This is a genomic window from Massilia sp. CFBP 13721 (genome assembly GCF_014842025.1).
Taxonomy (GTDB): domain Bacteria; phylum Pseudomonadota; class Gammaproteobacteria; order Burkholderiales; family Burkholderiaceae_D; genus Telluria.
The window spans coordinates 134,395-155,709 of the sequence record NZ_JACYUY010000008.1; the positions used below are offsets into that span (position 1 = coordinate 134,395).

At 69.8% G+C, this 21,315-nt stretch carries 17 protein-coding genes; 10 read left to right on the top strand and 7 right to left on the bottom strand.

Features of this window, described 5'->3' with window-relative positions:
• Window positions 1-430 precede the first annotated feature (430 nt).
• Both IFT60_RS10340 and IFT60_RS10345 read right to left on the bottom strand, forming a co-directional pair.
• Window positions 431-1,870: a M20/M25/M40 family metallo-hydrolase gene (locus IFT60_RS10340; protein ID WP_192051889.1), complete on the bottom strand. Its 1,440-nt coding sequence runs from the start codon at window positions 1,868-1,870 to the stop codon at window positions 431-433.
• A 74-nt stretch (window positions 1,871-1,944) separates the two neighbouring features.
• A complete protein-coding gene (locus IFT60_RS10345) occupies window positions 1,945-3,081 on the bottom strand; it encodes a metallophosphoesterase (RefSeq protein WP_192051890.1) in 1,137 nt (378 codons plus the stop codon).
• A gap of 207 nt (window positions 3,082-3,288) precedes the next feature.
• Between IFT60_RS10345 and IFT60_RS10350 the strand changes: the two genes are divergently transcribed.
• From IFT60_RS10350 to IFT60_RS10370, 5 genes are all read left to right on the top strand, one after another.
• Entirely contained in the window at window positions 3,289-3,768 is a 480-nt protein-coding gene (locus IFT60_RS10350; protein WP_192051891.1) for a PXPV repeat protein, read from the top strand.
• A gap of 446 nt (window positions 3,769-4,214) precedes the next feature.
• Complete coding sequence (locus tag IFT60_RS10355) at window positions 4,215-5,180, top strand: protein kinase domain-containing protein (RefSeq protein ID WP_192051892.1); 966 nt, start codon at window positions 4,215-4,217, stop codon at window positions 5,178-5,180.
• Window positions 5,177-7,558 (top strand): FtsW/RodA/SpoVE family cell cycle protein, encoded by a 2,382-nt coding sequence (locus tag IFT60_RS10360; protein ID WP_192051893.1) that lies wholly within the window; start codon window positions 5,177-5,179, stop codon window positions 7,556-7,558. The genes IFT60_RS10355 and IFT60_RS10360 overlap by 4 nt, the downstream gene beginning before the upstream one ends.
• Entirely contained in the window at window positions 7,528-9,087 is a 1,560-nt protein-coding gene (locus tag IFT60_RS10365) for a hypothetical protein (RefSeq protein ID WP_192051894.1), read from the top strand. Before IFT60_RS10360 ends, IFT60_RS10365 begins: the two co-directional genes overlap by 31 nt.
• A 2-nt stretch (window positions 9,088-9,089) precedes the next feature.
• Window positions 9,090-9,548, top strand: coding sequence for an SH3 domain-containing protein (locus tag IFT60_RS10370; RefSeq protein ID WP_192051895.1), 459 nt, complete (start codon window positions 9,090-9,092; stop codon window positions 9,546-9,548).
• Between the two features lie 4 nt (window positions 9,549-9,552).
• Here IFT60_RS10370 and IFT60_RS10375 read toward each other — a convergent pair whose 3' ends face one another.
• On the bottom strand, window positions 9,553-10,011 hold the full coding sequence (locus IFT60_RS10375) for a GNAT family N-acetyltransferase (protein ID WP_192051896.1): 459 nt from the start codon (window positions 10,009-10,011) through the stop codon (window positions 9,553-9,555).
• 81 nt (window positions 10,012-10,092) lie between these two features.
• Between IFT60_RS10375 and IFT60_RS10380 the strand changes: the two genes are divergently transcribed.
• From IFT60_RS10380 to IFT60_RS10400, 5 genes are all read left to right on the top strand, one after another.
• Window positions 10,093-11,067 (top strand): PP2C family protein-serine/threonine phosphatase, encoded by a 975-nt coding sequence (locus tag IFT60_RS10380; protein ID WP_229510780.1) that lies wholly within the window; start codon window positions 10,093-10,095, stop codon window positions 11,065-11,067.
• A gap of 116 nt (window positions 11,068-11,183) precedes the next feature.
• Window positions 11,184-12,158, top strand: coding sequence for an IS1595 family transposase (locus tag IFT60_RS10385; protein WP_192051897.1), 975 nt, complete (start codon window positions 11,184-11,186; stop codon window positions 12,156-12,158).
• Between the two features lie 115 nt (window positions 12,159-12,273).
• Entirely contained in the window at window positions 12,274-13,722 is a 1,449-nt protein-coding gene (locus IFT60_RS10390; RefSeq protein ID WP_229510781.1) for an FHA domain-containing protein, read from the top strand.
• A 42-nt stretch (window positions 13,723-13,764) separates the two neighbouring features.
• Window positions 13,765-13,977, top strand: coding sequence for a BrnT family toxin (locus IFT60_RS10395; RefSeq protein ID WP_192051898.1), 213 nt, complete (start codon window positions 13,765-13,767; stop codon window positions 13,975-13,977).
• 236 nt (window positions 13,978-14,213) lie between these two features.
• Window positions 14,214-14,507, top strand: coding sequence for a BrnA antitoxin family protein (locus IFT60_RS10400; protein ID WP_192051899.1), 294 nt, complete (start codon window positions 14,214-14,216; stop codon window positions 14,505-14,507).
• Between the two features lie 221 nt (window positions 14,508-14,728).
• Here IFT60_RS10400 and IFT60_RS10405 read toward each other — a convergent pair whose 3' ends face one another.
• The 4 genes from IFT60_RS10405 to IFT60_RS10420 are packed head-to-tail and all read right to left on the bottom strand — an operon-like array spanning window position 14,729 to window position 21,308.
• A complete protein-coding gene (locus tag IFT60_RS10405; RefSeq protein WP_192051900.1) occupies window positions 14,729-16,951 on the bottom strand; it encodes an SUMF1/EgtB/PvdO family nonheme iron enzyme in 2,223 nt (740 codons plus the stop codon).
• A 10-nt stretch (window positions 16,952-16,961) separates the two neighbouring features.
• On the bottom strand, window positions 16,962-19,172 hold the full coding sequence (locus IFT60_RS10410; RefSeq protein ID WP_192051901.1) for a hypothetical protein: 2,211 nt from the start codon (window positions 19,170-19,172) through the stop codon (window positions 16,962-16,964).
• A gap of 58 nt (window positions 19,173-19,230) precedes the next feature.
• On the bottom strand, window positions 19,231-20,253 hold the full coding sequence (locus tag IFT60_RS10415) for a hypothetical protein (RefSeq protein WP_192051902.1): 1,023 nt from the start codon (window positions 20,251-20,253) through the stop codon (window positions 19,231-19,233).
• On the bottom strand, window positions 20,250-21,308 hold the full coding sequence (locus tag IFT60_RS10420) for a hypothetical protein (RefSeq protein ID WP_192051903.1): 1,059 nt from the start codon (window positions 21,306-21,308) through the stop codon (window positions 20,250-20,252). Before IFT60_RS10420 ends, IFT60_RS10415 begins: the two co-directional genes overlap by 4 nt.
• Window positions 21,309-21,315: the final 7 nt, after the last annotated feature.

A 21,315-nucleotide genomic window follows, 5' to 3' on the forward strand; every position in this document is an offset into this window, starting at 1 on the left:
GCCGTACTGCCTGAGCGCACGATGCGAGACGTGCCGGGGAACGGTCCGCCGTCGGACCGCGCCCGGCTGGGTTTGGCGGATGCGGTCCAGACCGCCAACGCCGACTGCGATCCTGATTGGGATCCTGATTGGGAACCTGTTGGCAGCCTGGCTGCGAACTTGGGTGCGAACCTGCTCATGCTCTGACTGTCCGGCTGCCGGGATGGCAACCGGCAGCGGACCGTGGCGCCGTCAGGACGCGCGTCGGGCACACTCACGCTGACGCGCAGGCGCTTCAGCGGGCAGCGTCCCGGTGAACCGCCGTTCCAACAGGCCGCTGCTCCAGCAGGCTGCTGCTCCAGCAGGCCGCCACCTCGACGGGCGGGCATCTCAGCGAACCGCTGCCCCAGCAGGTCGACCCTTCAACAGGCCGCCTTGGCAGGTCGACACTTCAGCGCGCAGGCACGACGGCGCGCCCGATCGGCTCGTCGACGTTCGCCAGGAACCAGGCCGTGGCCGCCATCAGCGCCACGTGGCGGCGCAGGTTGTCGGGATCGACCTTGTCGAGCGTGTCGGCTGCCGTGTGGTGGTAGTCGAAATAGGTCGAGGTGTCGATCAGCGGCGCAAAGCTGGGCACGCCGGCGCGCTCCAGGCCCGACAGGTCGCCGGTGGAAAGTGCATCCTGGCGCTGGAAGACGCCGGCGCCGATCGGCTGCAAGGCTGCCTGCAGCGGCGCGAACAGGCGCGACGAGGTCGCCGGCACGCTCGCGCGCAGGCCGAATGGACGCCCTGCCCCGTTGTCGCTTTCGATGGCGCCGACGTGCTTCGCCGCGTCCGCCGTGTTCGCTTCGAGGTAGGTACGCGCACCGCGGGTGCCGTTCTCTTCGTTCATCCAGGCGATCATGCGAATCGTGCGGCGCGGGCGGTAGTCGAGCTTCTTCAGGGTGTCGAACACGGCCATGGCGCTGGCCACGCCCGCGGCGTCGTCGTAGGCGCCGGTGGCCAGGTCCCAGGAATCGAGGTGGCCGGAGACGATCACGACTTCGTCCGCCTTGTCGGTACCCGGCAGGTCGGCGATCACGTTATGGCTGTCGGCGTCGGGTAGGATCTGCGGCGTGAGCAGCAGGCGCATGGTGAGTGGGCCGCGCTTCGCCAGGCGCGTCATCAGCATCGCATCCTCGACCGTGACGGCCGCGGCCGGGATGCGCGCGCCATCCTGGAAGTTGGTGTTGCCGGTATGCGGCAGGCGGTAGGCCGCGCCGCCCACCGAGCGCACCAGCGCCGCGGCGGCGCCAAGCTCGGCCGCCATGCGCGGGCCGTTGCTGCGGTAGTTCGAGCCATGACCATAGGCCGGCCCGGCCAGGCCGCGGTTCGCCATGTCCTGATCAAACGGCACGTCGAACAGCACGATGCGCCCCTTGACGTCGGCCGCGCGCGCTTTCAGTTCGTCGAAGCTGGCCACCACCACGACTTGCGCCGTGAGGCCGTCGGCGGGGGTCGCGCCCGAATTGCCCAGCGCGGTCAGTACCACGCGCTGGCTGATGCCGGCCGGACGGCCGCGGTACTCGACCAGCTCGCCGGTCTCCTGCCCGCGTACCCAATGCGGCACTTTCACCGGCTGCAGCGTCACCCTGGCGCCGAGCTTGCGCATGGCCTCGGCGACCTGGGTCACGGCCGCCGCCGCGCCGGGCGAACCCGACAGGCGCGGGCCGATCAGGTCGGTCATGTCCGCCATCCGTTCCCAGGCATAATCGCTACCCAGCGCGGTATCGCGGATCTTCGCCAGTGCTGCCGGATCGTTGCCGGGACTGGCGGCATAAACCGCTGTGGCGGACGCGGCGAACAGGGCTGCGGCAAGGAGGCCGAGGACGGGATGGCGGGGACGGTTCATGCGGTCGATCCTTCGATGGGAGAGGATCGGAACAATAGCGCATCCGGCAACTTTTTGCTGTCTTTACAAGTCCATCACGCCGGCACCAGCCGCACCAGCGTAATTTCCGAAGGTGCGCCGAAGCGCTTTGGCGGCCCCCAGTAACCGGTACCGCGGCTGGTATACACCCACAACCGGCGCACCCGGTGCAGGCCGGCGACGAAAGGCTGCTGCAGCGGTACGAACAGGTTCCACGGGAAGAACTGGCCGCCATGCGTGTGGCCCGACAGTTGCAGGTCGAAGCCGGCCTCGGCGGCGGCGGTCGCGCTGCGCGGCTGGTGCGCCAGCAGGATCTTCACCGCCAGGTCGCGCGGTGCGCCGGCGGCGGCCTGTTGCGGGTCGCTGCGGTGGGCCGGGTTGAAATGGTGGGCCGAATAATCGGCCACGCCAGCGATCATCAGCGCCGCGCCGCCGCGCTGGCGCACCACGTGCTGGTTCAGCAGCACGGTCAGGCCCAGGCGCCGCAACTCGACGATCCACTCCTCGGCGCCCGAGTAATATTCGTGATTGCCGGTCACGAAAAAAGCGCCATCCGGTGCCGATAGGCGCGCCAGCGGCTGGGTATGCAGCGCCAGGCGCCCCACGCTGCCGTCGACCAGGTCGCCGGTCACCGCGATCGCATCGGCGCCCAGCGCATTGACGCGGTTGACGATGGCGTTCAGGTAGGGACGCTTGATGGTCGGGCCGACGTGGATATCGGAAATCTGCGCGATCGAATAGCCGTGCAAGGCCTGCGGCAAGCCGTCGATCGGCACCTCCACCCGCACCACGCGCGCCACGCGGCGGGCGTTGACGAAACCGATGGCCGTCACGGCCAGGGCCAGCAGCGGCACCGCCAGCGCACTGTAGTAATGCAGTGCATCGGTGCCGAAGCCGCCGACCGTCGCCAGCAGCAGCACGAGATCGCGCAGGAAGGTGACAACCAGCAGCGAGGAGAACAGGCCCATCGCCAGCAGGCCGAGCCAGGCCAGCTGTTCCGACCAGCGCCGTCGCCGCAGCGAGGACGACAGCAGCCCGACCGGCACCAGTAGCGTCGACAGCGCCAGGGAGGCGCTCCCGGCCAGCATGCCGATCCAGCCGAGGCCGAGGTCGGGCATCAGGCGCAGGCCGATGTACAGGTGCAGGAGGACCAGCAGGGCGAGGATGACGAACAGGTTGCGGCGTGCGGACATGGTGGCTTGAAAAAATCGGGTAACCCGGGAAAGATGGGGCGGCCGGCGCCGTCTGCAAGGCTTGTCAAAAGAATGTTACGAGTGCCGACCAGATGTAAGAATCTGTATTAGGTGGTGAAGGCCGCGGCAAGCCGGTCTATAGTTCATTCCATGCCCCGGCGTCACAGCGATCATGTCGATCCTCGTTGCGGCAACAAAGGAAAAGCCATGTTGAACAAAAAATGCTTTGGTGCGGTGATCCTGGCCGCTGTCGCCGTCTCGCCCTCGGCATTCGCTGGCGACCGCGGCACCAATACCGCGGTCGGCGCGGTGCTCGGCGCAGCCATCGGCGCCAGTGCGGGTGGCGGTGGTGGCGCCATCGTCGGCGGTGTCCTCGGCGCCGCGGTCGGCAACTCGATCGGTGGCTATGACGGCCGCCGCCACTACGACAACCGCGGCTATGCCTCGGTCGGTTACTACCAGCCGGCCCCGGTCTACGTCCAGCCGCGTCCGGTGTACTATGAGCAGCCGCGTTACTACCGCGAACCGGCGGTCGTGTATGTCGCACCGCGCGGCGGCCGCCATCACGGCTATGACCGGGGTTACGACCGCGGCTATGACCGTGGTCACCGCGACCATGACCGTGGCTGGGACCGCGATGGCCGCGGCCATGACGGCTACCGCGACCGAGACGGCTACCGCCGCTGATCCGGCCCGGCTAAACACGAACCGCGTCCCCAGGGGCGCGGTTTTTTTTGTTGGCGCAGCGTCCCTTGGGGGATAGTGCCGTTCAGCCAACTCCAAGCCCGGTCACGCACGCTAAGTCGCGCGATACGTAGGGTGGACTCCTGAGTCCACGGCCCTTTTTATACATATCGAGATGCGCTACGTAGTCTGGGAGCGCACACGTACAGGTTTCCCCCAGTGTCGAGGTATGCAAGGGCACGTACCGCGTGGACTCGAGAGTCCACCCTACAATCATCGAAACTCAGCCAGTGTGGCCAGCTCAGCGCCTGAGGAGACGGTTCGAACAGGTTAACTGAACGTCGTTACCCCTGGAGGCGCGGCTTTTTCGCGTTTTACCCTCCCCCTTTTCCGCCTCCCCCCGCTAGCTGTGCACAGCGGCAGCATCGCCGCATTCATTCGGGGGAAGCATGCTGCACAGCGGCGACATCGTCACCTTGGGCCGGGGCCACTACCGCTTGCGCGAGCAGTTGGCCGGCTCCAGCTACGGCCTGGTCTGGCGTGCCGAACGCGACGGCTTCGGCCCGGTGGCGCTCAAACTCGTCAACCGCGCGCAGATGGCGCGCGCCGAACCGGCGCTGCGTGCGCGCTGGAGCGAATGCGCGGCACGCGAAATCGCTTTCCTGTCCAGCCTTGCCCCCTGGGATGCGCGCCACGTCGTGCGCCTGCTCGACCATGGCTTGCACGAGGGCTTGCCGGCGCTGGCGCTCGAACTGCACGACGGCGACCTCGCAGCGCACCTGGCGGCGCGAAATGCGGCCGGGCGCCGGATCGGCCTGGTGCAGGCGCTGGCCTGGACCGGCCAGGTGAATGCGGCGCTGGCCACGGTGCACCGGCACGGCTGGCGCTACCTCGATCTGAAACCCGCCAACCTGCTGGTGGATGGCGGCGGCAGCTTGCGGCTGGCCGACTTCGGCACCAACCGCAGCCTGCACGACAGCGGCGCGCACTCCTATGCGGGCACCGCCAGCTGGCAGGCGCCAGAGCAATTCTTCCCTACGTTGCCGGATACACCAGTCGGCTACGTCACCGACGCCCGCGCCGACTATTTTTCGCTGGGCGCCCTGCTGTACTACCTCGTCACCGACGGCGCGACACTGCGCTATTGCAGCGCCTGCGGCGATGCCTTCCGCGCTTATGGCAGCACCAATGGCTGCGCCGATGCCACTTTGCGCTTCACCCTGCCGCCAATCCTGGCGGACGACGAAGCGGCGCACTTTCTCGCCTGCGCCGACGGCGACACAGGGGTCGCGGCCGCCTTGACGCTGCTGCGCGCGCTGCTGGCGCGCCGCCCGCAAGACCGCCCGCCGCATGCGCTGGCGATCAGCCGCCTGCTCGCCGCCGCCCAGGGCGGTCCTGTGCGGTGCGCCGCATGATGCGCGCGTTCGGCATGAAAGCCCTGGCCGCAGCCGCGCTGGGGCTGCTGTGCGTGCTGCAGGTGCTGGCGCTGCTGCGCACGCCGCCGGCCTGGCTGCCGGCCAAGATCGAGGTCAGGCTGGCGCCCGGCGCCGAACTGGTGCTGGGCCGCGCCGAACTGGCCGCGCCCCAGGCCGGCAAGCGCCATCTGCGCCTGCGCCGCGATGCGAATGGCGCCTGGTTCGCGTCCAGCAGCGATGGCGTGCAGGCCATCGGTGTCGAACGGAGCACCGAGCGTACCCGGAGCGGCAGCCGCGTGGTGCGGGCCGGCCAGCACGTCCAGCTCGGCGCCGTGCACTACCGCTTCACGACAGCGAGCGCCGGCCTGCTCGCGTTCAGCGACGGCGCGCACAGCTGGGATTACGACGGCGCGCTGGTGCGGCGCGACGGCGAAGCGCTGGCGGCCTGTCCCGGCAGCGGACCGGGCGCGCGCCTGCTCGGCCTGTGGAACCGCTGGGCGCCGCGCGCGCTCACGGTGGCGCGGCCCTTGCGCTTCGGCGGCAACCTCTCCTGCGGTACCCAGGTCGGCAACGCCGGCGCCATGCCGGGCAGCGCCCAGCTCGGGTTCGAGGATGGCTTGCCGGTATTGACGGGCGCCAGCGGCGTCGAGCGGGCGCCGCTGCTGGCCTTTGATGACGGTCCGCCACATGACCTGGCCCTGGCCGAGCAGGCACTGGCCGGCGTGGACGCGCTCACGGTCGGGCGCACGCGCCTGCTGGCCGAAGTGGAGAGCGACACGCTGCGCCTGCAGCCGACCCGGCGCGTCGCCTTGTTCCAGGAGGCGCGCACCGAACTCCCACCCGGCGTGCGCTGGCACTGGCAGCGGCGCGACGCCTGGGCCTGGCCGCCTGCCGTCGCCTGGTGCCTGGCCGGCGGCGCGGCGTTCGGGCTGCTGGGCGCCGTGCTGGCAGGCCGCACGCGCTGGCGCAAGGACTTGGCGGGCGCCGCACACTTGGGTTCCAGCATTGCACTCGCCGTCGCCGGCCTCGGCCTGCTGCTAGCGCAGCGCGGCGGCAGTGCACCCGGCGTCGGCCCGTCGCTGCTGCTGTGCTGGGCCGCGCTGTGGTGCGCGCTGGCCGGACGGCGTACGGGTGCGGTGCTCACGCTCGGCGTCCTGCTGCTGGCGGCCGGCCTGTTGCTGCAACTGGAACTGGGCATCGGCGCGCCCGACACGTCCTGGCTGCGCCACTTCCAGAAGACGGCGGCCGCCACCAGCTTCGGCCTCGGGCTGGCCGGCGTCGCCACCGCCCTGCTGGCGCGTGCCCAGGCGCCGGGCCAGGCCCGGGTCGAGCTGCTCCTGCTGCTGCTGGCCGGCGCGGCGCTCGCCGCGCTGCTGCTGCAAGTCGGCTGGGGCAACGAGACCGGCGTGTTCGACCTGCAGCCGGTGGAATTCGCCAAGTTGGCGTTGACGATCCTCACCGCCCACTGCATCGCACTCGGCCTGGGCCGCGGTGCGGCAGGAAACGATGCACGCGGCGGGGCATTCGTGCGCTGGCTGCGCCTGGCCGCGCCCGCCCTGCTGTTCATGGTGCTGCTGGCGGTGGCGCTGGTGCAGGTCGACGATTACTCGCCGCTGATCCTGCTGCTGGTCTGGGGCGCGGCCATGCTGCTGGCCTGGTCGTGCGCGGCGCGCAAGGCCGGTCCGGCGCTGGCGGTGGCGGCAGGCGCCTGCCTCTGCCTGCTGGCGCTTGCCCTGCTGCGCGGCGCGGCGCCGGGCAATGTCGCCGCATGGAGTTTTTATGGCGAGCGCTTCGGCGTCTGGCTCGACCCGGGCGCGCACCCGCACACCGGCCAGCAACTGCTGCTGGGCGCGCAGGCGATCGCCGGCGGCGGCTGGTCCGGCGCCGACGGCGTGTTCGGCCTGGCCGCGCTCGGGCACGGTGCGCCCGACGCCCTTGCCATTCCAGCGGTGCAGGACGATTTCGCGCCTTCGTTCCTGCTGCAGCGCCATGGCCTGGCCGCCGGCCTGCTGCTCTGGACGCTGCAGGCGCTGTTCCTGGGCGCGCTGCTGCGGGCCGCCTGGCGTGCCTGGCAGGGCGGCGCCGCCGCGCGCGACTATCGCCATGCCTGGCTCGGACGCTTTCGCTGCTTTGCGCTGTGCGGCGGCGCCGCCTTCGTGTTCGGCCACTTCCTGCTGTCGTGGGGCACCAACCTCGCCTTCTTTCCGATCATGGGCCAGCCGATGAGTTTCCTGTCCGCCGGCGGCTCGCACCTGCTGTTTTTCATCTTCCCCCTGCTAGCGTTTGGAACTGCAGGCGCCCCTACAGGTGCACCTGCGGGCGCCCACATATTCGAGGAGAGTTCATCATGCCGGTCTACGTCCAACACGAAACCCTGAACCGCGTCGGCGACGTGTTCAATGCCGAAGCCCTGTGGCAGGCGCCGGGCCTGGCCCTGTTGAATCGCCGCCCCTACCTGCGCGACCTGCTGGAACGGGCGCCGCGCGAACAGCGCGGGCGCGCCGCCACGCGCTGCTTCGCGCACGTGACCCTGGTGCTGCCGCAGGACGAGGTCGACGACGACCGCCACCTGACCCGCGGCGCGCGCGTACGCGACCTGGCGCAGACGCTGCAAGCCCTGCACCAGAAGGATTTCGGCGACCTGCTCGGGCCTGAGGATGTGCGCTACCACGTGCTTGGATCAAGCGAGTTGGCGCCCGGCCAGGTCGAGGTGAAATTCGGCCACGCCGTCTACCTGCCCGCGCCCAACGAACAGGTGCTGTACACGGTGAGCGTGTCGCGCGACAGCGCCATCTGGCAACCGGTGTGCCCGATTTATCCGAACGGGCGCCTGACGGTGCTCGGGTTTGATGCCGCCCGCGCCACCCACGCGGTGCCGGGCTGGCCGTTCGCACAGGATGCCAGCATCCTCCTCATCAACGACGGGCCGGACGCGCCGATCGAGGTGCAGGTACGGCCGAAAGACGCCTTCGATTGCAGCTTCGATGCCGCCAGCGGCTACTACACGATCCGCGCGCGCGCCGCCGACGTGAGCGGCATGCCGCCGCGCCTGCTCTTGAAGGTGGCGCCGAGCCAGCCCAAGGCGGCCATGCCGGCGGTGCCGGTGAGTGCGCCGCCCTCGGTCCGCGCTCCCGCTGTCTGGAAGGCCCGCGCGCGCGCCCTCGACGATGCCGAGCTTACCGCGGTGCCGGTGCTGCACCGCGCCGCCGCTGCGCCCACCGCCCCCGTCAACCAGGATGCGACCTATGCGCCCGTGATGCGCCAGCGCGTCAGCCTGGCCGCGCTGGCCCTGCCGCGCCTGTCGCGCTACCGCGACACCGGCGCCGCCGCGATCGAGTTCGGCATCGGGCGCGACTTGATGGTCGGTCCGCTGCAAGCCGATTCGCTGCTCGGCTTCGCCCTCGACGCGCTCGACGCCGTCTATGCCGTCACGCCGGACGGCCGCCAGCGCGTCGCCGTGCCGAACCGCTTCGCCCCCAGCGACGGCGTCGACGTGCGCCTGCTGGCGCCGGCGCCGGAAATGGCCGAGCGCTACAGCGCCATCGTCTGCCTGCCGCAGGCGCAGGGCGTGCCGGTGGTGGGCGGCACGCGCCAGGTGTTCGGCCGTGCCGCGCCGGCGCTGGCCAAGCTGCGCGTGCTCGACTGCGCCGGCTGCCTGCGCGGCGCCGATGGAGCGCAGGCCGGCGGCGCCGACCGCCTCGGACTGTCGAGGAATGCCTTTGCTTTCGAAGCCGGTCCCGAGGGCTACCGCATCGTGCGCGAGTCGCCGACCCAGGCGCTGTACCACCTCGACGAGCGCCTGTCTTTCGTCGCCGCGATCGATAGCGCCACCGGCGAGGCGCCGTATGTGGTGCCGCTCGGACACCACATCGTGGCCGGCCACTACGTGCTGCGCGTCGAGGCATAACGATGACACCGCTCGCCCTTGCCCTCGCCTGCGGCGCCGTCGGGCTGCTGGCGACCCTGGTGCTGGCGGCGCGCTGCACGCCCGGTGCATGGTGGCAGCGCCCGAACGCCAGGGCGCTGGCGGTGCTGGTGCTCGGGACAGGCTTGATCGGCGGCGCGCTGTGGCAGTGGCTGGCGCCGCCAGCGCCGGTTCCGATCGCGGCCCTGGCCGTCGTGCACACAGCGCATGCGGACATCCCACGCGCCGGGCGCAGCTATGTCGTCGCCGACGCGCTCAACCTGCGCGCCGAGCGCGGGGTCGGCGCGCGCCGCATGCTGGTGCTGCCAGCCGGCGCGCAGGTGCGGGCGACAGGTTTACATGAGGGCGACTGGTGGCAGGTCAGCGCCGAGGCCGGCGGCCAACGCGTCGAAGGATGGGCCAGCAGCCTGTGGCTGCGCCGCGCCGACGAACGCCGACCGTAATGCTTCAGGCAGGCGTATAGCGCATCGGGTTGAAGTACAGGCCCTTGACGCACTGGGTCGGCGCGGTGCGTTCGAAACCGAAGGCTTCGTACACGGGCAGGGCGTAGTTCGACGCGTTCACCGTAAACGTGCCCGTCGCGCCGCGCTCGAGCGCGGCGGCGCGCGCCACGTCCCACAGCCGCCGCGCCAGTCCCTGGCCATGCCAGCGCTTGTCGATGAACAGGTGGAAGACGTGGCTGTTGTCGCGAATCGCGATGAAGCCGGCGAGCTCGCCTGCAGCATCCGCCACATGGTAGACGTAGCCCGCCGCGAGATATCCGCGGATGCCTTCCTCGTCGTTCTCGCGCAGGAAAGTGCAGGCGCCTTCGCGGCTCGATTCGTGGACGATGAATTCGCTGGCGCTGGCGCGCAGCAGGCGCGCACAGGCGGCCAGGTCGGAGGCTTCAAAGGGACGAATCAGCATGTCGTGCGCGGCTTTGGCAAAACCATAACTTACCATACGATATGCACCTGAAACCGGCGGCAGGTAACGATGAATGAGATAATGAATGCATGCGGGACCAACATGCTGGCAGCGGCGATGGACGCACCCCTGTTTGAGCTGGCGGCGGGCAGCAAGATCGGCGTCGGGCCGGCGCGGCGTGCGGAAAACCAGGACAACCTGCTGGTGATCGACGGCGCCGGCCGCGCCAGCTACCTGGCGGGCGGCCAGCCGGCGTGCAGCCAGGTCGCCGGCTGGCCGCCGGGGCACCTGCGCCTGGCCGTGATGGACGGCATGGGCGGCCATGGTCACGGGCGCGAAGCGGCCGAATCGGTGGCGGCCGGCCTGCTGGCGATTCCCGCCTGCGCCGACCTGGACAGCCTGTCGCGCCACCTGGACGGCCTGCACCGCAGGCTGCAATGCAGCTTCGACGGCCTGCACGAAGCCGGTCCCCGGCCCGGCACCACGCTCACCATGCTCGAGATCGCACCAAGCGGCGCGCCGCTGTTGTGGCATGCCGGCGACTCGCGCCTGTACGACATCACCGCGCAGGCGGTTGTACCCCTCACCGTCGACCACGTGCCGGCCACCGTGCTGGCCATGGCCGGCTTGCTGGGCGAGGAGTCCTGGTGGCGCCAGGTGCATGGCAGCCACACGCCGCAGATCGCCCAGGCCTTCATCCTCGGTAACACCCTGTTCGATCCGTCGCACCTCGACGACGGCCTGGTCGCGCTCGACGCCGCCACGCTGCCACCCTGGCTGCGCGCCCTGCCCGACCGCCGCGTCCTGCACTTGCGCCCGGGTGCAATTTACCTGCTTGCCACCGACGGCTTCTGGTCTTGCAGCGATCCGGCCGAGTTCGTGGCGCGCTGGCCGCGCCTCTTCGCGGGCAAGGACGCGCCCGCCTGCCTCGACGCCCTGTTCGGCGAGATCGCCGAACGGCCGCCGGTCGGGCTGCAGCCGGACAACCTGAGCGCGATCGTGCTGCGTGTTCGTGCGCCCGGCCACGACGAAACCGCCCTGCCGCAAGGCGCTTGATGCTGGGTGGACAGGCTGGCAAAACGTTAGGCGCTGTCACCGTTCGCTATGGATGAGGATGGAACTGCTGAGCTTTTTTACGGTCGAACCCGTATCGCCATCGATATGGATCTGCCATGAAAGCGCCAGGGTTCAAGAAGTGGTTGGCGGCATTACCGACACTGAATCAACCGCAGCGGATACGGGTGCTCGCGGCCTTGCGGCCGGCGGCCGGATTGCATCAGCTGCTTGCGCTGATCGAACAAGTGCGCGGCCCCGGGCGCCGCTGCCCGCATTGCTGCTGTTCCGGCTGGCACCGTCATGGCCACGCGAACGGCCTGCAGCGCTATCGCTGCCGCCAGTGCCGGCGCACTTACAACGACCTCACCGGCACGCCGCTGGCTCGGCTGAGGTTGCGCGCCAAATGGCTGGATTACCTCGATGCGCTGCGCGTGTCGTGCCCTGTACGCGCAGCGGCAGAGCAAATCAAGGTGCACCGGAATACCGCATTCAGATGGCGCCATCGCTTTCTCGACAGGGCCAAGGACAACCGGCCCGCGTGCCTGCACGGCATCGCCGAGGCCGACGAAATGTTTCTCCTCGAGTCGCAGAAGGGATCGCGCAAGCTCGATCGGGCGCCGCGCAAGCGTGGCGGCGTGGCGGCAAAGCGCGGCATCTCGCGCGAGCTCGACTGCATTCTGGTGGCGCGCGACCGCAGCGGCCAGACAATTGACGCCGTCACCGGGCGCGGCGCCTTGAACAAGGCGCAACTCGAGCGCCATTTGCTGCCCTGCCTCGACCGGCAAGTGCTGCTGGTTACCGACGCGCATGCGGCCTATCGCGCGTTCGCGCGTGCGCACGGCATTGCGCACCAGGCCGTCAACCTGCGCGCCGGCCAACGTACCCGCCGCGAGCCCACGGGCGCCATCCATGTGCAGAACGTGAATGCCTATCACCACCGCTTTCGCGAATGGCTGGCGCGGTTTCATGGGGTCGCGTCGCATTATCTTCCGAATTACCTGGGCTGGCGCCGGGCACTTGATGGCGGAAAGGTCACTTGTGCCGATCAATTGCTGCGCCTGGCGATCGGATCCATCAATAGCGAACGGTGACAGCGCCAAACGTTACAATAGGAAATAGTGCGTTAAATCAACTCCAGCCAGACCCTGCCGCGCGCCACGGCTGGGCGAATCCGCGTAAGCTTCCCCGCTCCACCAGGCCCCTCCCATGAACCGTTGCCGCCATCCCGATCATCCGCATTGCACCGTCTGGGTAATGCCTGGCGAGCATGCTTGCGCGCACGGTCATGCGCAGCCTGAAGAGTCGCTGTCGATGGCTGATCCGGAGGCGCCGGACGTGTCCGTCATCCTTCCCATGCCGATCGCTCCAGTTGCCGCCCTGCGTCCGCACCTGCACGTGAGCGGCTTCGATCCGCGCGCGGCCGGCGGGCGCCAGGTGCTGAAGCTGGCGCTGCGCGGCATGCCGTCCGACTGCGCCGCGCAGGTGACCCTGCTGGCCAGCTCGCGCCTGCGCCTGGAAAACGGCGAGCGCCACAGCTTCTGCCGCACCGTGCGCGGCGACTGGCTGCCGGTCTTCCTCGAGTTTTCCTCGCGCGGGCTGGAACACGGCCAGTACCGCATCGAACTCGAGCTGCACAGCCGCGCCGATGCACACGCCGCCGCCCACAGCTGGATCGCGACCCTGCTGATCCTGGCCCCGCGCGCCGACGCCAGCCTGCACGAGATCCACCAGACCTTCCTCGCCACCCACAAGAACGTGCGCGTGCATGCCGACGACGCCTCGATTGCGCGCGTGGGTGCGCGCGTGGATGGCGGCGGCCGCGTCGACATCGATGTCCATGCCAGCAATGCCGGTATCGCCCACCTCGACCTGGCTGCCGGGGTTGGCGGCGGCAAGGTCGACCTCGGTTTTTCCAGCATCGCCTGGGAGGAAGACCTGCTCGAAATCGATGTCCCCGCCGCCCCCCCCGTCCACCCTTGCCCGGCGACCGCGGCTTGCCTGGCAAGGGACGGGGCGGCCGACCCGCACGGTGCACGCTATTTGCGCCTGTTCGCCCTCGACGAATGCGTGCTCGGGCGCGGCGAAGCAGGCGTCGTCGATGCCGATATCCAGCTGATGCACCACGGCGTGGCGGGCCCGGAGCCGGAAGGCCTGACGCGGCGCATCTCCAGCCGCCACGCGCTCATCCGGCGCGCACGTGGCGGCTTCGAGATCGAGGACGTGTCGCGTTACGGTTTGCTGGTCGACGGCGCCTGGCCCGGCAAGCATGCCCCGGTCGCGCTGCGCCCCGGCATGCGCATTGAACTGACGGCCAGCATTCCCGGCGTGGCGGTGCTGGAAGTGGTGGCGGTGCTGCCGAACGGGATCCTGCTGCAACGGCTCGACGCCGGCATGCAGCACGAAGCCTTTTACCTGATGGAGCCGGAGCGCGGCCTGGGCGCCGCCGCCCGGCTGGCGGCGCTGGGCCTGCCGCTGCTGTTCCACCGCGACGGCGGCTTCTGGCACCTGGACCCGGCCAGCGGCGCGGAAACGCCGCTGACGCCGGACATGGCCCTACAGGCGCTGGCACACTGGCCACAGGGGGCGCGCTTCGCTGACCGGGCGTATCCGGAGCGGCGCGACGCGACGCCGGCTCACGAGCGCGACGCGGCCTGAAGCCTATCCCGGTAGAAGAATTAATGTAGATACGAAAATACATTGACAAAGCTGTTTTTCGTATCTACGATTATTCATATGGGAATCGCATTCGACACCTTCAAAGACGCTGCGAACCTGGAAAAGCATTGCATATCCCTGGCCGCAGCCGAAGCGATTGAATGGGAAGACGCTCTGACGTGGCAAGACGAACGACACAATGATGGGGAAGCGCGCATGTGCGCCATTGCCTACATCGGTGACCGCCTCTATTAAGAGCCTATCTCAATAGCCCGGAGTCGCTGCAAGCGCGCCTGACAAGCGGGTGCTGCGTTGCTCGTCGGTTGCATGGCCCGCCATGCGCCCTCCTCACGCCTTGCCCGCGCTTGCCATGCATCGCTCGCCGCTTCCCCCGGTCTACTGAAATAGGCTCTAAGTGGTGTATGTGGACCGTGATGACGTACGTCGCATCATCAGCCTGCGCAAAGCCAACTTGAGAGAGGTAAAACGATATGCCGAAACTTAAAGCGGGAACGATTCTCCCTACCGTTGAAGAAGATGTTGCAATCACCAAGGCCGCCATGCAAGACCTGGACGCGACTCCCTATTCCGACGAGGAGTGGGCCAAGGCCGCACCGACGCGTGGCCCTGGCAGGCCTGCAGGCAGTGGCACTAAAGTGGCGACAAACCTTCGTCTCGACCGCGACCTGGTAGACGCGTTCAAAGCGACTGGGAGTGGATGGCAAACCCGGCTCAACGACGCATTACGCGAATGGGCCAGGGATCACCACTTGGTTGCTGGCTGAATCCGGCCAGGTTTGTGGCTAGTGCCTGAACGACAGCAAGAAAAACACCAGCGCGCAGCCGGCCAGCAGGGCTCCCTGCAAGCCGAATACGATGGCCGGGATGCGCAGCTCTTCGGGAATTTTCATGGCACGCCTCCTGTGGGCGATAAAAAATCCGTGACTGCGATCAGCCTACGCCAGGCGCGCGCCGGCTTCCACACGCTACGACCGGGAAATCGACTTCAGGAAAGGTCAAGCTCGGCCGCATCTTCGGGCAGTTCACGCACCACGCGAAAGCCGACGATGTCGTTCGACATCACCGCCGAAAAGCCATTCCGCAGCGCCGCGCGCAGGTAGCGCGGGTTGTACAGCCAGGAGCCGCCGCGCAGGATGCGGCGTGCGCGCTCGCCGCCGCTCTCCCAGGCGCTGCCGTCGACGGGCGCGCCTTCGTAACTGTCGTGCATCACGTCCTGCACCCATTCCCAGACATTGCCGTGCATGTCGTGCAGCCCCCACGGGTTGGGCGCGAACTGGTCGACCGGCGTGGTGCCGCGCCGGTACTCGCCGCGCGGGCCGCCATTCCAGGTGAAATTGCCGTCGTAATTGGCGAGCGTGGTGTCGATCGCGTCGCCGAAGCTGAACGCCGTTCTGGTGCCGGCGCGGCAGGCGTATTCCCATTCGGCTTCGCTCGGCAGGCGGTAGCGCTGGCCGGTGCGCTCGCCCAGCCAGGCCAGGTAGGCCTGGGCATCGTGCCAGGAGACGCCGACCACCGGGTGCTTCTCCGTTTGCGCGAAGCCGGGCGCGGCCCAGTCGACGTCCCCTTGCGGCTGCCAACCGCTGGCTTCGGCAAAGGCGCGCCATTCGCCGACGGTGACCGGATAGCGGCCGATGGCGAACGGCCGCGCGATGCCGACCCAGTGCTGCGGCGTCTCGCGCGCCAGCCAGTTTTTCTGGGCGCCGGACGCCATCGCGATCTTGCGCTCATGGTCCGGGGAGCCCATCTGGAAGCGGCCGGCGCGCAGCACGACCAATTCGGGGCCGGCGCCTGCGCCGTCGATAAAACGGTCGCGCAGCAGCGTAGGCGGTTCCGCGGGCACGGGCGCTGCCGCCTGCACGGGGGCCGCTTGCTGCGCTTTCGCGCGCTCCTGCTCGGCCAGGTAGGCGGCGGCCGCCTTGAGCTGCAGCGCCTTGCGCTGGGCTTCTTCCTGGGCCTGGCGCGCCCTGGCCGCTTCTTCGTCGCGGCGCGCGGCCAGCTGCTCGCGCAGGGTTTCGCGCCGCGCGCGGCGTGCTACCTCGGCCTCGGCGCGCTCGCGTTTTTGCTGTTCGCGCAGCTGCTGGCGCGCGGCCAGGGCGGCGGCGGCACTGCGCGCTTGTGCGGCTTCCGCAGCTTGTTGTGCGGCCGGATCGGTCACGGCTGGTGCGGGATCAGGGGCTGGTGCGGCTGGCGGCAAGGCCACTTCCTCGGCCGCAGCCGGCGTTTCGACGGGCGCCTCGACCGTCGCACCGAGCCGGTCCAGCAGCTGCGACACGCTCTCCGGCCGCCCCGCCGGATCCTGCGCCATGCCCTCCCGCAGCGCCTGCCACTGGTCGTCGCGCAGCCCGTCGGGACGCGCCGGCGTGCCAACGGCGGGCGTGGCGCTGCCGGAGACCATTTGCTGCACCATCGTCGCCACCGCGTACACGTCGAGTGCGCGCGAAGGCACCAGGTCCGGCGCGCCTGCCTCCGGCGCGCGGTAGCCCGGCGTGCCCGACAGCGCCGGCGCATCGAGCGCGCTGCGCCCGCCCGCGCGCGCACGGGCGGCGATGCCGAAGTCGAGCAGCTTGACCTCGCCGCGCGCGGTGACGAACACATTGCCGGGCTTGATGTCGCGGTGCACCAGCCGGTGCCGCTCCCAGGCATAGTCGAGCGCCTCGGCGACCGGACGCAGCAGGTCAAGCGTGCGCGCCAGCGGCAGCGCCCCTTCACGCGCCAGCAGGCTTTCCAGGTCTTCGCCCTCGAGGCATTCCATGATCACGAAATAGCTGGCCGTCGCCGGGTCCTGCGCCCAGTCATACACGCGCACGATGTGTTCGTGCGCCAGGCGCCGCGCGCGCGTGGCTTCCTGCACCAGCAGCTTGGCGTGGCCGGCGCTTTCGGTCAGCTCGGGCGACAGGATCTTCAGCGCGACCTGGGCGCTGTGGCCCAGTTCGGCGTGGGTGGCCAGGTCGGTCGCCTGCCAGACCTGTCCCATGCCGCCGAGCGCGATCAGGCGTTCGAGGCGGTAACGCCGGTTGGCCGGGCCGACCTGCTGGCCTGCCATCAGTCCCAGCTCGGTGCCGCGCGCAGGCGCCGTCACAACGGGCGTCACTGGCGCGTGGGCGGCGTCGAGGATGGCGTTCTTGCGCCGGTCGAATTCCTCGCGGCTGAGCAGCCCGTCCTCGTGCAGCGCGCGCAGCTCGCGGATCTTGTCGATGGCGGTTTGCATGCGGGTGGCGTCAGCCCAGCGGCGCGCCACAGGCGCCGCAGAAGCGGTCGTCGCCGCGCACCGGATGGCCGTGCGGGCAAGCGCGCGGGACCGACACTGCGGCGGTGACGGCCGCACCGACGCTGCCCGCCACTTGCGCCTGGGCGCCGAGCGCCGCCTTGTTGACGTCGTTCTGCAGCGCCAGCAAATCGAGCTGGTGGCGCCGGTCCTTGTCGACTTCGACTTCGCGCCGCAACCGTTCGCGCTCCAGCGTTTCCTGGGCCAAGCGCGCGGCGTCGCTGGCGCTCATGGCGCCGCCGGCGGCCACCACCTGCGCCAGTGCGCTCAACTGGCCGGCGTCCATGGCCGCGTGCACGCGGGTCTTCAAATAATCGGCCAGCACCGCCGCATTCGGCGCGCCGGCCACGGCGAGTTTGGTGGTGTCGTCCAACCCATCGAGCGCTTCGGCGCGCGCGATCTCGAGGCGCGCCAGCGCCAGGCCGTGCTCGAACTGGGCGGCGCGTTCGGCGCGTTCGGCGCCCAGGCGCCGCAATTCCTGTTGCCAGCCCGCTTCCTGCTCGGCGCGGCGCTGCTGGTGGCGCCGTTCTTCGGCCAGCAGTTCGACTTCCTTCGCCGCGCGCGCCTGGCGGTGCTCGGCTTCGATCGTGCGCAGCAGCTTTTCGTGCTGGGCGATGGCCTCCTGCTGGCCGCCGTCGCGGCGCAACGCGGCGATCTTTTGCTGCACGGCTTCCGCTTCGAGGTCGGCGCCGAGCGCTTGCTGGCGCGCGCGCGCCTGGCCTTGCAGCTCGAGCCATTCTTCCTCGCGCTCGGCTGCACGGCGGCGCGCGGCATTCGCCAGCACGACGAGCGCGAACTGCGCCTCGTGTTCCTCGGCGTCGAGGTCTTGCGCACGGCGTGTGGCGGCTTCTTCGCCGGCGCGCAGGCGCGCCAGTTCGGCGCGCTGGCGCGAGGCGTCCTCGATTTCCCTGGCTTGCTCGACCTTGTTGCGGATCTGCTGGGTCAGCAGTTGCTGCGCGAAGCGTTGCCGCGCCAGCGTGCGCGCCTGCAGCGCTTCCTGCTGCGCGACTTCGAGCGCGGCGCGCATGCGGATCGCGGCAAGGGCTTGCAGGTGCGCCCACTCGGCCTGTTCGCCGGCACGCTGACCGCGCTTTTGGGCCAGGTCGTGTTCGAGTTCGGCCAGGATCTCGCCGGCGCCGCGTGCGATCGCTTCGCGCCGGCTCCGTGCTTCGGTTACGCGCGCATACAGGTCGATCTCGCGCGCGCGCACCGCTTGCGCACGCTCGCCATTGACCAGGCTCAGTTCGGCGCGATCGAGGGTTTCGTTCTGCTGCAGCTCGAGGCGGCGCAGGCGCTGGCGCGCGGCCCCCTCTTCGCGCGCGATACGGTGCCAGGCCTGTTCGTCATAGAGTTCTTCGAGCTGGCGCGCATGCGTCATCTGCACGCGGCGCTCGTCGGCCGCCAGCCACAGCGTGCCAATGCGCGCGCGGTTGGCGTCGAACTTGTCGTGGCGCAGGGCCAAGGTGTCCACCTGCACCACGCCCAGGCCGTAGTCGGCCAGCAGCAGGCGCAAGGCGCCCTGCAGGCGCTCGTCGAATTCGGCGCGCAGCGTGTTTTGCCCAGACGCTTGCGCCGCCATCTCACGCAGCGAACGCGCGCCGACGAATTCCGCGGCCAGCTGGCGCACGGCCGGCAGCAGCAGTTCGCGCAGCTGGGCGACGGTCACGGTGCCGGGCATGGTCATGAAGTGGCGCGCAAAGGGGGGCACGTTTTCGATGCGCAGGCTGACCGTAAAGGCGGCGCCGACCGCCAGGTGCTCGGCGGTCTCCAGGTCGTCGAAAGTGAATTCGACCGGCAGCGCATTCGTGCGCGTGACCAGGATCTCGGCGTGGCCGTCGCGCAGCAGGTGATTCAGGCGCGAGAAAAAGCCTTCGATCTCGTATTCGCCTTGCGGTACTTCGGTGGCCTGGTCGCCCTGGAGGATATAGGCGCGCGCCGCGGCGGGCACGCGCAGGGTCTTCACGAACAGGCCCGAGAGCGCGCGCACGCCAAAGAACACGGCCAGTTCGTCGGGGCCGGCGATCCAGCGGTTCTCGACCAGCACCGGAGCGTTATGCGGCGCGCCGAGCGTGATGCCGCAGGCCGCGCAATAGCCGGCGCCGCCCGCATTCCTGTGCTGACAACGCGGACACTTGCTGCCGCCATAACCGAACATCTGGACCATGATCCGACTCCCTTCTTTCTCAACTTTCAAAGGCGCGCCGATTCTAACAGGCGTAGCCCTAAATGATGCCGATCCGTTCGACGCACACCAGGCTGGCGCCGCGGGCGCGCAAGCCATCGCGCAGGCCGGGCGGCAGGTCCGGCTCCCAGGCGCGCGGCAGCAGTACGCGGTCGCCCGGCTGCGCCGCGCGTTCGATCAGGGCGCACTTCGGCGCCAGCCCCTCGACCGGCTCCACCAACCCGGCATGCCAGGCGTTCGAACGGCCGCTGGCGATGATGCGTCCACGCGGGACGAATTCGCGGCCGCGCGCCAGGCGGTCGGCCAGCACCAGCGCCAGTTCGTACGAGTCGCCGGAAAACGCTGCCTGCTCGAAGCGCACCGTGGTGCGCCAACGCGCCGCCCGCTCGCCGTCGAAATGGCGCGCGCCGGCCAGCACCTGGCGCAGCGCCTGCTGGCGCACGCCGTCGATGCCGGGGGCGGCGATGGCTTCCTCGTCATGCTCGCCCGCGGCCAGCGGATAGACGCTCACCTCAACCCAGCCGAGGGCGTCGTGAATGCCGCCGCTGTGCAGCGGGAACCAGGCGCGCGCGCTCGATACCGCAGCCGCCACGTCGGGCTGGCCACTCAATGCACCAAGATGGTGCAAAAAGCCGGGGCCGCCCAGCAGCGCCCCCGCGGGAGCGGTGCGCACGGCGTGGCTATCGATGCGGCCCAGTTGCCAGGAATCGGACCAGCCGTTGGCGATCGTGCCCTCGCCCAGGCTGAGCAGGCCACGCACGGCGCGGTCGGCCAGCACGACGGCGAATTCCCAATCGCGCTCGCCGTCGGCCGCTGCGCGGTCGATGCTGATCACGACCTGGTCGCGGCTGTCGTAACGCGCTTCGGTATGGCGCGCCAGGCGCGCCACCAGCGCCATGCGCGCGGCCAAGGAAGGATAACCCGGCAAACCCGGCGCGTTGCACTTGACCTCGGCGCGGCCGGCGCGCGGGCGGCGCGTGGCGGTAATGGTGGCGAAGCCGCCGCTAGAGAGCGCGCTGCGCACGGTGACGGTGTCGGGCCGCTTGGCGGCCAGCGCGTTCATGCCGCCTCCGCGTCGAAGGCGACTTGCTTGCGTGCGGCCAACGCCTCCTCGAGATTGGCGACGATGCGGTCGGCTTCGTCCAGCAGCGTGCCCAATCCTTCGTCCTCGGCGCGCTCGATGCGCGCCAGCAGTGCCCAGGCTTCGTCGAGCGCGGCGGCGGCGCGCAGGCTGTAGCTTGCGCGCTGCTGCTGTACGGCGGGCGCCAGCGGCTGTCCAGGCGCGGCCAGGCCCAGCGCGGGCATGGTCGACGCGGCCAGGCAGACCAGGTCGAGCCGCTGGATTAACGCCTGCTGCTGGCGGAACAGGTCCTGGCCCTGCGGCAGCGCCGCCTGGCGCACGCGGCACATCACGCAGGGCAGTTCCAGGAACAGGCGGCGCAATGCGTGCGCGTCATCGAGCGGCGTCGCGGCAGGCGGCAGTGCCACGGCTTGCAGCGGCGTCGGCGCTGGTGGTACGGCCGGCGCGTCCGCGACTGCGCGCGCCGCCAGCACGCCCGCAAAATCGCGCGTGCCGCTCAGGTCGACCGGCACGCAATCGTCGACGGTGACGCCGAAGCGTGTGTACAGCAACTGGTTGAAGCCGCCGCGGAAGGCATTCCACTCGTCCAGCGTCGTGCAGGGCGGCAGCTCGAGGTTGCCTTGCGCGAGTTCGCGCTGCAGGGCCGCCTCGATGCGCGCGGCCAGGTCGCCAAGGACCAGTTCGCCGACTGCTTCGCTGGCCAGGAACAGGTCGAAGCGTTGCTGGTGCATGCGCGGGTCGGGGCTGTCGACCGCGAAGTGCACGCGCAGGCCGATCTCGGGCGCGGCGGCGAAAGGCACCAGGTCGCAGCCGTAGGGACCGGGATGGAAACACCAGGCGGTCTCGTTGGCGGCCAGGGTCAGGCGGCCGCCGGCGCTGACGCGGCGCGTGTGGCCGCTCGCGCTCACCACCACACCGATGGTGCCGGGCGGCAGCGCGCAGTCCGCGGCGATCGGCCGCGCGATGGCGTCGGTGCCGAGCCCGGCGGCGTCGAAAGCGCTCGGGCGCGCCATCCATTTGAAGAGATCGAACATCATACGAACA